Origin of the sequence: Oceanobacillus halotolerans (assembly GCF_010993955.1) — a bacterium.
GTDB lineage: Bacteria > Bacillota > Bacilli > Bacillales > Amphibacillaceae > Oceanibacillus_A > Oceanibacillus_A halotolerans.
On the sequence record NZ_WIXL01000006.1, the window covers coordinates 99,314 to 114,281 of the forward strand.

Annotated in this window: 10 protein-coding genes and 1 pseudogene; 9 read left to right on the plus strand and 2 right to left on the minus strand. The window is 36.1% G+C overall.

Annotated features, from left to right (window positions below):
- The first annotated feature begins 141 nt into the window (after positions 1–141).
- Positions 142–360 (plus strand): hypothetical protein, encoded by a 219-nt coding sequence (locus GHC26_RS09170; RefSeq protein WP_163970970.1) that lies wholly within the window; start codon positions 142–144, stop codon positions 358–360.
- Between the two features lie 811 nt (positions 361–1,171).
- Positions 1,172–3,277, plus strand: a complete 2,106-nt coding sequence (locus GHC26_RS09175; RefSeq protein ID WP_163970971.1) for a heavy metal translocating P-type ATPase — start codon at positions 1,172–1,174, stop codon at positions 3,275–3,277.
- A 226-nt stretch (positions 3,278–3,503) separates the two neighbouring features.
- On the opposite strand, the gene GHC26_RS09180 is transcribed toward GHC26_RS09175, so the two are convergent.
- Entirely contained in the window at positions 3,504–4,025 is a 522-nt protein-coding gene (locus GHC26_RS09180) for a hypothetical protein (RefSeq protein WP_163970972.1), read from the minus strand.
- A gap of 575 nt (positions 4,026–4,600) precedes the next feature.
- Here GHC26_RS09180 and GHC26_RS09185 point away from each other — a divergent pair.
- From GHC26_RS09185 to cls, 7 genes and pseudogenes are all read left to right on the plus strand, one after another.
- Positions 4,601–5,769: pseudogene (locus GHC26_RS09185) on the plus strand (cbb3-type cytochrome c oxidase subunit I); the annotation flags it as partial.
- A gap of 430 nt (positions 5,770–6,199) precedes the next feature.
- Positions 6,200–7,696, plus strand: coding sequence for a malate:quinone oxidoreductase (locus GHC26_RS09190; protein ID WP_163970973.1), 1,497 nt, complete (start codon positions 6,200–6,202; stop codon positions 7,694–7,696).
- A 454-nt stretch (positions 7,697–8,150) separates the two neighbouring features.
- Positions 8,151–8,432, plus strand: coding sequence for a hypothetical protein (locus tag GHC26_RS15935; protein WP_226376903.1), 282 nt, complete (start codon positions 8,151–8,153; stop codon positions 8,430–8,432).
- Positions 8,374–9,303, plus strand: a complete 930-nt coding sequence (locus GHC26_RS09195; RefSeq protein ID WP_226376904.1) for a hypothetical protein — start codon at positions 8,374–8,376, stop codon at positions 9,301–9,303. Before GHC26_RS15935 ends, GHC26_RS09195 begins: the two co-directional genes overlap by 59 nt.
- A gap of 148 nt (positions 9,304–9,451) precedes the next feature.
- Positions 9,452–9,958 carry a DUF1648 domain-containing protein gene (locus tag GHC26_RS09200; protein ID WP_163970974.1) on the plus strand — a complete coding sequence of 169 codons (507 nt, stop codon included), beginning with the start codon at positions 9,452–9,454 and terminating at the stop codon, positions 9,956–9,958.
- 594 nt (positions 9,959–10,552) lie between these two features.
- On the plus strand, positions 10,553–11,128 hold the full coding sequence (locus tag GHC26_RS09205) for a class I SAM-dependent methyltransferase (RefSeq protein WP_163970975.1): 576 nt from the start codon (positions 10,553–10,555) through the stop codon (positions 11,126–11,128).
- Between the two features lie 60 nt (positions 11,129–11,188).
- Entirely contained in the window at positions 11,189–12,649 is a 1,461-nt protein-coding gene (gene cls / locus GHC26_RS09210) for a cardiolipin synthase (RefSeq protein ID WP_226376905.1), read from the plus strand.
- A 392-nt stretch (positions 12,650–13,041) separates the two neighbouring features.
- On the opposite strand, the gene GHC26_RS09215 is transcribed toward cls, so the two are convergent.
- Positions 13,042–14,955 (minus strand): vWA domain-containing protein, encoded by a 1,914-nt coding sequence (locus GHC26_RS09215; RefSeq protein WP_163970976.1) that lies wholly within the window; start codon positions 14,953–14,955, stop codon positions 13,042–13,044.
- Between the last annotated feature and the right edge of the window lie 13 nt (positions 14,956–14,968).

The following is a 14,968-nucleotide window of genomic DNA, read 5'->3' on the forward strand; positions in this document are numbered from 1 at the left end:
ATTTAATACCCATTTGAAGAAGTAATGGATACAGGAAATACGCATAGTGCGGTACTAGAATATAATGACAATCTTTTGTAATATTTTCTTCATAATTAATTGAAAAAATTTTTTTATAGTTAGGATAAGGGAGGGATATAGATGAAAAAAAGACTTTTATCTTTGGGTCTAGTATTTGCTTTTGTTTTAGGGATAGGAAATGTTGTATACGCTAATAGTGAAACAGAAGGCTGGAGTTTTGAAGAAATGCTACCATTCATGAAAGAAATGCACCCTGAAATGAATGAACAGCAAATGGAGCAAATGTATCAAGATTGTCACGGTTCAAGTGATAAAGTTCCTATGAATAACCACTTATAACATGAGTAGATTAATATCCCCCTATATTAGTCGAAATCGTTAAATAGAACTATCTACATTTAGGATAGTTCTATTTTTTATTAATGTCTCTTTTCGCAAACTTTGTTGTTTTCTACGTCGCATATCTATATAATGCGTAAAATAGTGTGGTTGATTTCCGCTACGGACAGTCGCTTTCACCATGGGCATAAGTGCGACATCTGTTCAAACTATTCGTTTTTACAGTGTTTAATTTACCGCAGGCACGGCCTCAGCCTCATCCATCGAAAAGCGTAAGCGCCTTGATCACACCCAATTAGAAAACTTGGCTTATCGCCAAGTGGCGAAAGCCTTAGTTGCACTTATGCAGTAAGATATTTTTTTCTTATCTGCCAAGCTTAAGCCGAGCCTCAGCGTGGTGTGTTTTGTGCCCGTGATGAGGATTTACTTAAGACATCGAGGGTGTAGGCGCTGAAGCTAGACATCAGAAGAAGACCACTTCCTGTTCAGGTCTAGACACGTGCTTTTCCTGCAGGAGTCGACTGTCTTCCGCTCCAATCAACTATTATATTAGCATCAATGATGATCTTAATAAGAAATAGTCCACGAGCCAGCGAAGTATACTTCCGTAGCGGTATTCATAGCTAAAACTATTGCGCATAAAACATCGTATATGCAAGATGTTTTATACTAAAAAGTAGCAATTTTTTAGAAAATAGCCTTATTACTTCAGTTTTTAAATTTACTATACAGGGGTATGGTATGGTAGTGTAGAAGTAAGCAAAGGATGTCTTACAAAATATATAAATTTAAATTTCGAGGAGTGTTATCAATGGTAAAGCATAAGCATGAAAAGCATATGCACATAGAACACAACTACCACGAACATCATAACCATGAGCATCATGGGACTGAACGCCACAATCATGATCATAATCATGATAGTCATGAACATCACGGTCATCATGGTAGTCACGGAAATCATAACCATCATGATCATGGAGATATGGTAGATAACTTTAAAAAGCGATTTTTTATTTCATTAATGATTACCATTCCAATTCTTGCTTTATCACCTATGATTCAAGATTTTATGGGAGTGGATTGGCGTTTTTCGGGTGATATGTATGTTTTATTCGCATTATCATCGATAGTATTTTTCTATGGCGGATGGCCGTTTATAACAGGTGGTATTAGTGAATTAAAAGATAGGAACCCAGGGATGATGATGTTAATTGCTCTTGCAATTACCATTGCTTATGGTTACAGTACTGTAGTTGTATTTGGATGGGATGGGAATCAGCTTTTCTGGGAATTAGCTACATTGGTCGACATCATGTTATTAGGTCATTGGATTGAAATGAGATCTGTAATGGGTGCATCAAACGCCCTTGAGCAGCTTGTAAAACTCATGCCAAATGAAGCACATCGCTTAGATGATAACGATGAAGTGACAGATGTTCCTTTATCGGAGTTAAAAAATAACGATAGGGTTCTTGTCAAACCAGGTGAAAAGATTCCTGTTGATGGAACAATCATTGATGGAAAATCTGCTATAGATGAGTCGATGCTTACAGGAGAGTCTGTGCCAGTAGAGAAGTTTAAAGGTGATGGAGTGATCGGTGGATCGGTTAATAATGAGGGTTCACTTACGATACAAGTGGAAAAAACGGGAGAAGAGTCGTATTTATCTCAAGTTATTAGCATGGTTAAAGAGGCCCAAGAGTCAAAGTCCAGAACACAGGACTTAACAAACCGTGCAGCTAAGTGGTTATTTTACCTCGCTCTAGTTACTGGGTTTGCAACTTTATTCATTTGGCTACTACTTGGCTACTCTATAGATGTTGCGATTGAACGAATGGTAACCGTAATGGTTATTACATGTCCTCATGCTCTGGGATTGGCAGCACCGCTTGTTGTTGCGGTTTCTACATCCATTTCAGCCAAAAAAGGGCTGTTAATTCGTAATCGAGCTAATTTTGAAGGAGCACGTAACCTAAATGCGGTAGTTTTTGATAAAACTGGTACCCTGACCAAAGGGGAGTTTGGTGTAACTAATATCGTGCCAAGTAAAGATTTTAAAGAGGTAGAAATTCTTAGTTTTGCAGCAAGTTTAGAACAAAATTCAGAACATCCAATTGCAACTGGAATTGTCAAATCTACTAAGGATAAAAAGGTTAAGTTAGGTAAAGTAACAGATTTTGAGTCTATAACTGGTAAAGGTATTCAAGGTATAGTAGACGGAAGAAAAGTAAACGTTGTCAGTCCAGGCTATGTAAATAGTAATAATTTAAGTTACGATCAGCAGTTGTTTAATGAAATGTCAGAGGAAGGGAAGACTGTCGTATTTGTTCTTCTTGAAGACGAATTGATCGGGATGATTGCATTAGCAGACATGGTTCGTGAAACAGCAAAAGAGGCAATTGCAGCCTTAAAAGGAAATGGAATATGTTCCATTATGTTAACGGGGGATAATAAAAAGGTTGCAAACTGGGTAGCAAAACAATTAGAAATTGATGAAGTATATGCAGAAGTTTTACCAGATGATAAGGCGAATCAGGTGAAGAAAATAAAAAAAGAAAAAGGCTGGAAGGTTGCTATGACAGGTGATGGGGTAAATGATGCGCCAGCTCTGGCAACAGCCGACTTAGGAATTGCAATAGGAGCTGGAACAGATGTAGCAATGGAAACTGCGGATGTTGTTTTAGTTAAAAGTAATCCAAATGATGTTGTTTCTTTAATGGAATTATCGAGAAAAACATATCGGAAAATGGTACAAAATCTTTGGTGGGCAACAGGCTATAACATTTTTGCAATTCCACTTGCAGCGGGCGTTCTAGCACCAGTTGGAATTGTGTTAAGTCCTGCAGTAGGTGCTGTACTGATGAGTTTAAGTACAATAATTGTTGCTATTAATGCAAGGTTATTGAAGGCATAATGGCCCGTATTCGATTTTATTCCGCTTCAAGCGCGAAATTACAAATCGATACCACTAGTTGTATAGGAGAATTTACAGCAAGGTAATGTGAAGAGTAATTGCCAGTTGTCAAGTGAATTAGATAACCCAAGTATTTTTGCCATATTGCTGTTAGGTAGTATTTGTTACTTTATTTTCAAACATGCCTGCCAACGACACTATATTGGCAGGCATAAATAGTATGATGCTATAAAAGATGTTTGAAATGGTAATAGGTATTAACCTGTTCCTGGAAAGATGAGTGGGGGACAAATTCCCATCCTATGTTTGTTATAAAATCATCATACATTTTCTGAAGCTGTTGTTGTTGCAAGGCCATTTCAATATGTGCGTTTTTAACATTTAAATCTTGCATCATTAAAGCGGAATTATAATTGGTGCTTGCCATAGTTTTGGCTGTATTACGGACTTCTAAAGCAATCCACTTATTATCGTTACTCTTCTTGTTTTGTTCACCAATAGAATGGTGGTGGACCCCATAGTTACTTAATGATGGAACTTCAACATAGTTACTGTAATCAGGATTTATTAATGCCAACATAACCCATACATGTGTTTGCATTACATTTTCCTGTATTCTAATAATATCTCTTAACTTGGGATTGGTTACAATACGTTGATAAGCCTTTAATTTGCTAATTACCCCTTCATGAGCTGATAAGTGATTTGACATAAGCCCAAGGTCGACTGCAGGTAGTAAAGATGCCATAAATACCCCTCTTCTTCCATATGGTATTTCCCTATAATGTATGAAAATGGAAGGGAATTGTTCATGTGATAATCATGAAAAAGAAAAGGAAAGTGTAGGAGGAGATCAACTATCGATTTGTCCTGATATTATTGGTTCAAGATTACTCGATTAATAAACCACTGATTACTAGAAAGCGTTATTGAAGAAGATTTTTTAAAACTTACTTCAGATAAAAAAGTAAGAAAAAAACAACAGTTTCCTCTAGATAAAGATATGAGTACTACTTTAGACTTTGAAATCGTGAACGTTTATTTTGCGAATTCAAGGTCTTTTATTGTACCTTAGAAAATTGTAGCTAATGAGTGAACGTTACGTGAGTAAATGTGATTGAACCTACCTATTAAAATCCAATGTTATTCCTCGATTGGTTAACTGCAAAATTCTTTAATAGGAGAGTTAGGGTTGAAAAAGTGGACAAACCTCAACTTAACGTTTTTTAAAGAATCCTCTCTTTTTTCTATTGATAAGGTAAATACAATTGTAACTATAGTTTCCTTTGCAAAGGTACATACATATATGTGTGGAAATAGGAACATCCTGGTGAAAAATCACCACTACCAGCATTTATGGTAGTTAGTAATATGATTATGTGGTTTATTGCAACATTAGGTGTTGCAGCAACAGTACTATTACAATTTATTCCTTGGTCTTTAGGTTATACTGCCACAATCGATGTATTATTAAGCAGAACTTTATTCTGGTATTTTGGTCACCCATTAGTATACTTCTGGCTATTACCAGCATATATGGCTTGGTATGCGATTATTCCAAAAATCATCGGTGGTAAGATATTTAGTGATTCTTTAGCAAAATTCTCGTTTGTTTTATTTATATTCTTCTCGATTCCAGTTGGACTCCATCACCAATTTACGGAGCCAGGACTTGATACTACATGGAAATTTATTCAAACAGTATTAACATTTATGGTTGTTATACCGAGTTTGATGACAGCATTCTCTATGTTTGCGGCATTTGAAATTACTGGTCGCAAAAAAGGATATACCGGATTATTCTCATGGTTAAAAGGACTCCCTTGGAAAGATGTTCGTTTCTTAGCGCCATTTATTGGGATGCTATCATTTGTTCCGGGTGGTGTTGGGGGGCTAATTAACGCTTCCTATCAATTAAACACAGTTGTTCATAATACCATTTGGGTAACAGGTCACTTCCACTTAACCGTGGCAACAACGGTGATACTGACCTTCTTCGGAATTAGTTATTGGCTTATCCCGCACTTAACAGGCCGTAAATTAACGAAAAAAATGAATAACCTAGGTATTGTGCAAACTATCTTTTGGGCAGTAGGTATGCTCATTATGTCTGGTGGAATGCATATTCAAGGTTTACTTGGAGGCCCGCGTCGTTCATCATATTCCGAATATGCTGGTGGTGAGCAAGTTGCTGAATGGGGTTGGTATAAATGGCTCAAGCTGTAGGTGGTACCATTCTATTCATCGGAATTGTAATCATGGTGTATATTGCTATTTATTTAGCATTCTTTGCTCCTAAAGGGGAACAAGGATATCCACTTGCGGAAGAAGAACCAGATGCAGAACCAACACCTGCATGGATAGAAAGATGGGCATTATGGATTTCGATCACCATTGCCTTAATTTTATTTGCATACACGGTTCCAATTGTAGATATCGTCCAAAATGCAACACCAGGATCAGTACCATTTTCATGGCCAATTGGAAACTAGTGTGAACTAGCTTCGTGTTGAAGTAAACTATTACTAGTAGGACCCTGAACTCGTAAAAAATAGTTTTACGAGTTCAGGGTCTGTTTGTTTGATGACTGGGAAAGTTTACCTGAGTCTCGAGAGCTAAAAGCATTTTTAGTGCTACTAATGCAACAGATTTCGTTATAATATATTCATACAGGAATTATAGCTTTTATCCATGTAAAAAGCTGGTTTTGTCTTACTTTTTGTTTTTAAGGTAGACTATTGAAGAACTTCCTACTTTTTTACAACTTTGAAATAACTTATAATTATCATATAATAGTAGATAGTAATTGTATTAAAAATGATTGTATTTATGATATGGTTATAATGGTAAAAGGAAAAGGTGTGTGACCAGATCGTGCCTACATCTTTTCTGTAAATTTTCAGGGGGGAAAGGTTGGTAAACATGAGCAACAGAGTATCGAAATCAGACGTCATATTAATTGGTTCTGGAATTATGAGTGCAACGTTAGGAACAATTTTGAAAGAATTAGAACCAACTTGGGAGATTACAGTATTTGAAAAGCTCGGTAAGCCAGGGGAGGAAAGTTCAAACGAATGGAATAATGCAGGAACGGGGCATGCAGCACTATGTGAACTGAACTACACATCTGAAAAAGAAGATGGATCAATCGATATGAGTAAAGCGATAAAAATAAATGAGCAATTTCGTGTTTCTATGCAGTTTTGGTCACATCTACTAAAGAATGACCTGATACATAATCCACAGGACTTTATTATGCCATTACCACACATGAGTTTGGTACATGGGGAAGATAATGTTTCATTTTTAAACAAGCGTTTTAAAGCGCTGTCAAACAACCCGTTATTCAAAGGGATGGAGTTTTCTGATGATCCTGAAAAACTAAAGGAATGGATTCCACTTGTCATGCAAGAGCGTGAGACAAATGAGCCGATTGCAGCAACTAAAATTGACTCTGGAACAGATGTTAACTTTGGTGCTTTAACGCGGAAGTTATTTAATCATTTAGAGGATCAAGATGTCGATCTTAACTACAACCATCATGTTCAAGATATTAAACGGAACAGTGATGGCATGTGGGAAGTGAAAGTATATGATGCTAGTAGCGATAGAATCGAATACCATACTGCTAAATTCGTCTTTATTGGAGGTGGAGGAGCAAGTTTGCACTTGTTACAACAGTCTGGAATACCAGAAGGAAAACAAATCGGCGGATTCCCTGTAAGCGGATTGTTTATGGTGTGTAACAATCCAGAAATTGTTGAGAAGCACGAAGCAAAAGTATATGGAAAAGCTAAAGTTGGTGCTCCTCCAATGTCAGTTCCGCATCTTGATACAAGGTTTATTAATAATAAGAAATCATTATTATTCGGACCATTTGCCGGTTTTTCGCCTAAGTTTTTAAAGTCAGGATCTATTTTTGATTTAATCAACTCTGTAAAACCACATAATCTGTTAACTATGTTAGCAGCAGGAACAAAAAATATTCCATTAACCAAGTACTTAGTCCAACAAGTTATGTTGTCAAAAGAACAACGTATGAATGAGTTACGTGAGTTTATCCCAAATGCTAAAAGTGAAGACTGGGATCTTATCGTAGCTGGACAACGTGTACAAGTTATTAAAGATACAAAAGATGGGAAAGGAACACTTCAATTTGGTACTGAAGTAGTAAATGCAGCAGATGGTTCAATCGCAGCATTGCTAGGAGCCTCACCAGGTGCTTCTACAGCTGTTAATGTCATGTTAGAAGTGATATCGAAATGCTTCCCTGAACAGTTAGATGAGTGGGAACCAAAAATTAAAGAAATGATTCCGTCTTATGGGGTATCATTAATGGAGAATCCAGAGTTATTGGATGAGATTGATGCACAAACTACGGAAACACTTGGGTTAACACGTGTGGCAGAAAGAGGGTAAGCTGCTTTTTCTAAAACGAAGAACGGAATTCAAAACACTAAAAACAAACCACGAAAACTGCACCTCGAAATGTTAGATTGAGTCTAACAATAGAGGTGCAGTTTAATGTGTACTTTTATCCCGCATGTAGCGGGCGGTAAGACCCCCACTTCAAGATTTCGAGGAGAACCAAGAAAGATAAGTGGGGGATCAAATTGCCCGGAAATTTCCGATTTGTTCAACTAACAATCAGTGGGTAGGAAAGGAAACCCCAACTGATTGAAGTTTCACTTTATATAAGTAGCCGTATCCCATAAGCACTTTTCAACTTAATGTTCATTTTTTCCTGGTTTTGTTCCGAACGGGGGATCTATTGCTTTTGCCAATTCGGTCTTTCCAGTAAACATGATTGTGAAATTTGAAAACAAAAGCATCTATAATTCGTAAGGAACAGGTGAGTAAGGAGGAAAATGAAATGGATGAGCGGATAAAAGAATTAGTGCAAATGGTAAAAGGTGCTATTGGATTAGATGCTTATTATTTAAAAAGGTACCAACTAGATCGTTATGTGACGATGTTGAATGATACAAATTACACCATATCGATGGAATGGTTTCCGAATCATGTCATAGAGCATGACGATGAGGAGGTGAATCCTGAGGGTACCGTAATAGTTGATATAGAGTTAAACGAATCAAATGAAAAAAATCTCATTTGTTGGTGGAAGGACTTTTGCAAATGGAATTACATTTTCTGACTATCGTACAGAAACAATCGTTCAATGGATAGAAAAGCAAACAGGGTTAATCTATGGGAAACAATTTGAGTTACATAAAGAGGAAGAAGGAGAGTTTCATTTTAAGGAGTGTATCGACGGAATTGCAGTTTCCCGGTCTGGATTGATTGATATTGATATCAATAAAGAAGGAAGGCTTATCAAGTTCTCCGTTCATGGTAACGCTCCAGCTAACGATATGGTAAGAGAAGAAACATACACACTTTCCCTCCAAAAAGTCGAACAGGTCGGTAAGAAACAACTGAAATTAATTGAATTTCCCTCCCATGAAAAAAAGTGGCTAATTCCTATCTATGGGATTGATGAAATATATATTACTAATGACCAAATGGCAACCATTCCACTCCTTGTTGATGAGAGATCCTATTGGAAAATAGATAAAACACTTTATTGGGATGCGCAAATTAATAGTGAGTTTAAGAGAAAAGAAATTCAATGGTTGGAGGAAGTTACGTTAGAACAGGCATTTTCGAATGAGCCATCTCCTGATTCATTACCAATTACAGAAAAAGAAAAAGAGAAGTGTATAATAGCGGTTAAAGATGTTCTACGTCAGGAATATCCAAATGAATCTGGAAAATGGGTGTTAAAAACATTACATCGTGATAAAGGGTATATTCATGCAACACTAAGAACGAATAAACAGGATGACCTTGTATTTCAGAGAAAATTGATTATCTTAGTTGATGCGAAAAGTCTTCAACCAATTAATTATATCGATAACCATTCAATGCTAGAGATGTTTGGTCAATTTCAAGAACCTGATCAGGCAGTGGTAACGAAAAACGAAGCATATGACAAAATCAAGTCGCTGTTTGAATTATGTTTTTGATGTTGAACAAAAAGAATATGTTTTGTGTGGGAAGCTAGATTGTCAGTATGGAGTGAATGCAGCAACTGGAAAAGTTGTCGCATTAAGTGATTTGTAAGTTGTTAGAGGAATAGTTTGAAAAATATTTAAGTAAGGAGAGAATTTGCTTATGGTAAACTCCTGGCAGCGTCCAAAGCTAAAAATCCCAAAAACAAGAAGTGAATGGATTTGGGATATTCTTGGCTATTCCTTTTACGTAGGCTCGATCATTCTTTTGGTCTTTGTATGGAACAAACTCCCAGCGGAAGTTCCTGCACATTATAATGCATTCGGTGAGGTAGACCGCTGGGGATCAAAAATGGAACTTTTAATCCTACCTATTGTGGGAACGTTTCTTCTTCTGTTTACACAATTGCTAGAAAAGTTTCCAGAGGCACATAATTATCCAAAACGGTTGAATGAGTCGAACGCGAAACAGTTTTACTTAAATAGCCGAAAAATGATGAATCAAATAAAAAATATCTGTATGATTATCTTTGCACTTATTTTGTTTGAATCGATTTCCATTGCATTAGGCTGGAGAGGTGGCTTTGGCAAAGCCTTTTTGCCGGTTACAATTATTGGCATGGGGATTCCAATTGTATTGGGAATCATGCGCCAAAAGAGGATTAGATAAACCTGACAAAAATACATGGGACGGTCAATCAGCTACCAGTGCTTCCATTGCGGCAGCGTTTATGCCAAGTATTTGTTTCACGTTAGGAAAGTATAAAATTTTAGCTAAGAAGTGGACTCGATGTTGCTAAAATTTTAATGTCCCAAGTATAAAAAAACTAACACATTCGCTAAGGACGAGCGAATGTGTTAGTTTTTCTAAAAAGATAAGAATGTATAAAATGTTGGCTTTATTTTGTTCATATACAGGAACAGCCATGTCCAGCTTCGAGCGATTGACGTCCTAGTGCCGATAGACATAAGGACGCACGAGTTTTTATCTCAGCTTTTATCAGCATTCCATGTAAATGTAATTCTCTCTTTCCTTCTTTTTTCATCCTTCTTATGGGACGAATCATTACAATTACGTTTTCAAACACTTTCTAGTAATTTTTTATGTGAGTTCGCTAAAAAGTACTCTTTAGATAGTATTACAAAAAAATAATGGGGAAAATTAATCACCAATTGAAAAGCCCAAGCTTGATTTAGATAGGCTTAAAGAGAAATTCCCATCTGAAGTTAACAATTCACTTAAGAGATAGAAGGGGGCATAAAATTGGAACTCTCTCCTTTTTTTTACCATAGGTTAATTCGCCCTAGGTGGATTAACCAAATTTATATTCATAATCGAATTAAAAGGAAACTTCAACTTTACAATAAAAAGGTACTTGATTTTGGAGCAGGTACAGGAGCAAATTGTACCCTTTGCAAGCCTGGACAATATATTGGGATAGATCCTGATGTGAAGAGAATAGACTTTGCAAAAAAATGTTATCCCGATTATGACTTTGAGGTATTCCGTAATGATCAATTTACGTTTAAAAGAAATTCTATTGATGTAATCTTAATCATCGCCGTCTTACATCATATCCCACCACAAAAAATAAGAAATTATGTGAAGCAATTCCAAAAAATATTAACACCTGGGGGAATAATTGCAGCCATAGAGCCCTGTTTTTTTGAAAAAAATAAAATTTGCAATTGGTATATGGAAAAAAATGATAATGGATCTTATATTCAAAATGAAAAGGGTTATCATGATCTTTTTGAACAAGCAGGTTTTCGTTGTGAAACCATAAAGACATTCAGGAAATTCTTTTTATATCAAGAATTGTTTTTTATAGCTTATTAAAGCCAATAGGTAGTTTAAAAAACGTATTTTGTAATACGAGTCAGAATAGAAGTGATAGTAATGTATTCCGAACTAACAAACATGTATACATTCGTTATATATTTCGTTATGATTGGTAATATTTTTTTAACAGGAGTTGTTATATTTAATGAAAAAAGAGAGACGGGATCAACCTGGGCTTGGTTACTGGTCCTCATATTATTACCACTTGCTGGTTTACTCATCTACCTCGTATTTGGTCGACAATTAAGGCATAAAAATTCATATGCCAAATTAGGCCAAGAAAGAAGACTTCCTCCTTCCATTCCAAACGAAAAACGCAAACGGATAGATCAGACGATAGTGGATGGTCACCACTTACTAAAAAAGTATTCAAAAATATATTTGATGTATGTAACATCGTTCAATACGTTTGCCTCATTAGACAATGAGGTTATAATATTCCGTGATGGACATGAGAAATTTGATGCCTTATTTCAAGATATAAGAAAAGCAAAGAAGGAAATAAACATACAATATTATACAATCCAGCCAGATGAATTAGGAAAAAAACTAAGGGATTCGCTTATTAAAAAGGCAATGAACGGGGTTAAAATACGTATCCTTTATGATGAGATTGGATCTAGAAGGATGAATCGATCTTTCTTTAAAGAATTAATGATATATGGTGGCGAAGTACATGTTTTTTTTCCATCATTTTTAAAGTTTTTTAATTTTCACCTTAATAATCGAAATCATCGAAAGGCGTGTATTATTGACGGAAGCGTTGCTTATATTGGAGGTTTAAATATTGGGAATGAATATCTTGGACTGAATACTAAATATGGGTACTGGCGGGATACACATTTAAGAATTAAAGGGGAAGCGGTTAACCATATTCAACAAGCCTTCATTTTAGATTGGTACCAAACGAGTAAGCAACAAGACCTTCGATTTGATGAATTTTCCTTTCGCAACGAAAAACATAATGGTAATAGTCCTGTTCAGGTTATTACCAGTGGACCCTACTCGGAAACAGAACACCTTAAAAATATGTATATTCAGCTAATTATGTCTGCTAAGGAAAGTGTTTATATCCAAACTCCTTACTTTATACCAGACCCAAGTTTCTTGGATGCATGTAAAATTGCTTTATTAGCGGGTGTTGATATACGAATTATGATTCCAAATAAGGATGATAAACTCCTTGTATACTGGGCAACCAGGTCATATGTAGGTGAATTATTAGCCTACGGTGCAAGGATTTTGCTGTATGAGAAAGGATTTTTGCACGCTAAAGCAATTGTCGTAGATCAAGAAATAGCTTCTGTAGGATCAGCCAACATTGATGTACGAAGTTTTAAATTAAATTTTGAAATGAATACAATTATTTACGATAAGGAAGTTTCGAATGAACTGTACCATTTATTTATGAAAGATAGTCAAGTAAGTTCGGAGTTAACAATAAATAAATTTAGAGAAAGGTCTTTTCCAAATAAATGTATGGAAGCAATATCACGACTCTTTTCACCAATTCTATAGAGATAGTCTAAGAATCAAGCCAAAAAAAGTGGTGTGTATATGATTAAGTAGCCCACTTATGATGAGAAAATCTAAATCAACAGCCGAAATAGTTAATTCTAAAAGGTTTGTCTTTCATACTGTCATGGTAGATTGCATCGTATTTTAGAGAGTTTTGTCCGTCATCCCCCATTCTTGGACCTTTATTGTGAGATGGTTCCTATATTCAAAAAACACCCCCGAAAGTTAGATTTATTACTCTAACTTTCGGGGGTCGGTACCCTATCCAAGCGTTTTTTATGTTAAAATAGACCAAATACACTGCAAAATCTAATGTTATTCGTTATGTGATTTATCGTTTCCTCCACGGTAAGTGAAATACTTGGTGTATAATATAAACCCTCCTATTCTTACTAAAGGCTTTTTAATAATAATTTCTTCAATAACGGAGCAAAATGTTCCGGTAACTCTGATACAGTTGGAATCATCATTCGCTCTCTTCCATAAATGTTTTTCATCATGACATCTTCATTTTCATCGGTTTCTCCATTTGCTAAAAATAATCCAATCACATCGATTCCTTTTTTCCGTGCATCAGAAACGGCAACATGGGTATCGACAATGCCATTTTGCTCATAGTTAGTTGCTGCTGGTTCGCCATCTGAAAATACGAGTAAAAACTTATTTTTCTCCCGTCTAGCTGCCAGTTCCTCTGTTGCAACACGAATGCTAAATCCATCTCGATTATCCTCTTCTGGTTCCAGCTGCATAATCTTAGGTCCATTTTCTACATAAAAAGAATCCGTAAAAGCGTGGATTTTATGGAAGTAATTTGGCTGATATCCTTCTTTCACGCTAGTTGCATCCTCCCAAAACCCAGTGATTGCATGCGGGATTTTTAGCTCTTTTAATACCTCATGGAAGAGAACAATCCCTTTTTTGGTTTCATCCATTTTGTTATGCATCGAGGCAGAACAATCTACTAACAGCGTGAAAGCGGCATCCATCTCCTTGGAATCCTCGTTTTTCTTATAAAATAAACGACGGCTTTCATCGGTGACAATAGGTAACAGTTTCTTGGATAAACGTCCATATAAAAGGTCTTTTCTAGGTTCTATCTTTTTATGTTCAATTGTTTTTTCGATGGTTTTGGCTAGTTTTCGCTTGTATGGTTCAATAGCGGATACCAACTCACTATAAAGTTTAATGTCATCATCAGAAGGTTGCTCTGCCATTTTAAAACGTTTCACAGCATCTTTGTTTTCCTCTCCATAGGGACTTTCGTTTTGCTTGCTTCCTTTGTTTGCTTCCTGTTTTTCAAGGGATTCTAATTTGGAATAATCATTCTGTTTACTTTCACCGGAAGCACCTTGAATGGCTGCCATTGCCTGATCGCCTTCTTCTGTTTCTCTTGCACCATCCCCCATTAAATTGGTATTTGTTCCTTGATCCAACTCAAACTGGAGAAAGGTTTGATTCCCTTCGCCATTTTCAGTCTCCCTGTGCCAGGTTGAGAACTTTTCATCAATATACTCACTTTTCTCCTCATCCACATCTTCTTGGTCATCATTAGCTAGTGGATCGGTTCGAGTCAGTTCATCAAATAATGTGTTTCGTTGGAAGTGTTCAATATGTGCTATTGGAAATACAAAATAATATTGAACAGAATCCTTCTCATAGTCTTCTAATTGAAATACGATACGTTCTGCGATTTGGATAATATCTTCGGTTGTTTTTGCTTCAAATATCTGATAAATAAGGGCTTTTAACTTTTCTAATTGATTTAGCTGCCTTTCATTAGCCTGTGGAAAGGTTGGATCAGGTCGATCGGATTGAATAAGCAAATAAATGAGGCAAAACAGTTCATCTAAGGAAAGACTTCTAGTCACATTAGTCGTCAATTGTGTTTCAAAATAGTGTTTCATATAAGAGGTGCGAACCGCAAAGAATTTTTGCGTACCTGGTCGTTCCCGTTTAATCAACTCTTCTAATCGAATATCTTCCAGAAATGTTACTAATTGGGATGCAAATTTTGGGATATTGGTTTCCTCTGCTGTTTCTAAAAAGTGCTTCATAGCAGGGACGTTGGTGTAATGTAATGTGCCAATTGTTCGTAAATAAATATCTGATTTTAAACCAGGTATTTTGGTGGTTTCGTCTGTTTTTTCCCAGAAAGTACTCGCAGTTACTCTGTTATCAATTAGGTCGATAAAGGATCCATAACTAAATTCAAAGTCCATATCTCTGTTTCCTGATAAAACAGAAGCTATATCTTGTAATTGTAGAAAAAGATTGGTATCAACCTTTTTATCATGAAAACGATACATGCATCATTCTCCT

Excerpts from the sequence above, each read along its gene's own strand:
- GHC26_RS09170 (WP_163970970.1), top strand. The coding sequence starts at position 142 with ATGAAAAAAAGACTTTTATCTTTGGGTCTAGTATTTGCTTTTGTTTTA.
- GHC26_RS09175 (WP_163970971.1), top strand. The coding sequence starts at position 1,172 with ATGGTAAAGCATAAGCATGAAAAGCATATGCACATAGAACACAACTAC.
- GHC26_RS09180 (WP_163970972.1), bottom strand. The coding sequence starts at position 4,025 with ATGGCATCTTTACTACCTGCAGTCGACCTTGGGCTTATGTCAAATCAC.
- GHC26_RS09190 (WP_163970973.1), top strand. The coding sequence starts at position 6,200 with ATGAGCAACAGAGTATCGAAATCAGACGTCATATTAATTGGTTCTGGA.
- GHC26_RS15935 (WP_226376903.1), top strand. The coding sequence starts at position 8,151 with ATGGATGAGCGGATAAAAGAATTAGTGCAAATGGTAAAAGGTGCTATT.
- GHC26_RS09195 (WP_226376904.1), top strand. The coding sequence starts at position 8,374 with ATGAAAAAAATCTCATTTGTTGGTGGAAGGACTTTTGCAAATGGAATT.
- GHC26_RS09200 (WP_163970974.1), top strand. The coding sequence starts at position 9,452 with ATGGTAAACTCCTGGCAGCGTCCAAAGCTAAAAATCCCAAAAACAAGA.
- cls (WP_226376905.1), top strand. The coding sequence starts at position 11,189 with ATGTATTCCGAACTAACAAACATGTATACATTCGTTATATATTTCGTT.
- GHC26_RS09215 (WP_163970976.1), bottom strand. The coding sequence starts at position 14,955 with ATGTATCGTTTTCATGATAAAAAGGTTGATACCAATCTTTTTCTACAA.